Here is a 1,611-nt window from a genome sequence, read left to right on the forward strand (position 1 = left end):
CCGCGCCCGCCAAGGCGCCCGCGCCCGCAAAGGCGCCCGCGCCCGCAGCCGCGCCCGTCCACGCGTCGCGTGGGGCCCTCGCGGCGGTCGCCGCCGAGGTCCTCCGCCCGCGAGCGGGTGAGGCCGAGGCCGAGGCCAGCCATGCGCTGACCGAGGGCCAGCGCGCGCTATGGGTCATCGAGCAGGTCGCGCCCGCCAACTACGCCTACAACCTGCCCCTCGCGCTGTGGCTCGATCCCGAGCTCGACGTCCTCGCCCTGCGCGTCGCCCTTCAGGCCCTCGTCGATCGGCACGCGGCTCTGCGCGCGCGGGTAGTCGTGGGCACCGAGGGTCCCCGGGTCGACACGCTGCGCGGGCCGGAGCTGCCTTTCCACCACGTGCTGACCACGGTCGTCGACGAGACCGAGCTGCGCGAGCGCATGCGCGAGGACCTGCGCCGGCCCTTCGAGCTCGGGGACGGTCCCCAGGTTCGGGCGAGCTTGTACACCCTCGGTGATGGTCGCCACGCGCTGCTGCTGAGCTTTCATCACATGGTCTTCGATGGCGTCTCGATCGCGGTGCTGGTCGCGGAGCTCGAGCGAAGCTACGCCGCGCTGCGCCGGGGCGAGGCGCCGCCGCGCACCGCTCCAGCCCGCAGCTACGCCGACTTCGCTCGCTGGCAGCAGGACTTGCTCGCAGGGGAGGAGGGCGTGCGCCAGCGCGACTACTGGCTCGAGCGTCTGGGCGGACGTCAGACCCAGATGGCGCTGCCCCTCGATCGGCCGCGGCCGACGACGCCGAGCTTCGTCGGGGCGAGCGTCGACGCTCAGCTCGGTCCGCAGCTCGTGGCCAACGCGCGCGCGCTCGCAGCCCGCGAGCGGACGTCGCTGTTCACGGTCATGCTGACCGGCTTCTTGGTCCTCCTCCACCGCTACTGCGACCAGGACGAAGTCGCCGTCGGCACGCCAACCGCTGGGCGCCCGCCGAGGGGCTACGACGACGTGCTTGGCTACTTCATGAACATGGTCGTGATCGCCGAGCGCGTCGACCGGGCGGAGCCGTTCACGAAGCTGCTGCGCCGCGTCCATACGGCCAACCTCGACGCCCTGAGCCACAGCACCTACCCGCTGATCACCCTGTTCGAGGCGCTCGAGCGCGAGACGCCAGGGCAGGGCGCAGCGCGCTTCAACGTGGCCTTCTACTTTCAAAACTGGGTGCGTGAAGCAGGCGCCGACGCGCTGGTCTCCGGGCCCGTCGAGGGCATCCACCAAGAGGGCGAGTTCGAGCTCACGCTCGAGATCGTCGAGCAGCGCGAGGGCTGCCGCTACACCCTCAAGTACAACCCCGCGCTGTTCGACGCCGAGACCATGGTTCGCTTCGGTCGTCACCTCGAGCAGCTCCTGGCCGCGGCCGTGGCGGATCCCGATCGGCCGATCGCGGCGCTCGAGCTGCTCAGCGCCGACGAGCGGGCCTCGCTCGGGGCCATGCGCTCGGGGTCCTATCCGGCCGACAGCTTGGTGTGGGAGCTGGTCGCGCGCCAGGCCCAGGCGCGGCCCGAGGAGCTCGCCGTGCGCTGCGGCGAGGACGAGCTCAGCTACCGCGAGCTGATGGCGCGGGTCGGCGCCCTCGCCA

At 72.3% G+C, this 1,611-nt stretch carries 1 protein-coding gene; it reads left to right on the top strand.

All coding sequences use genetic code 11. The annotated features are described in order from the left end of the window. Positions 1 to 1,611: condensation domain-containing protein (locus DB30_RS40770; protein WP_240480447.1), on the top strand; the 1,611-nt coding region annotated here is incomplete at both ends.

This window comes from Enhygromyxa salina, from assembly GCF_000737335.2.
In the GTDB taxonomy this organism is placed as follows: domain Bacteria; phylum Myxococcota_A; class Polyangia; order Nannocystales; family Nannocystaceae; genus Plesiocystis; species Plesiocystis salina_C.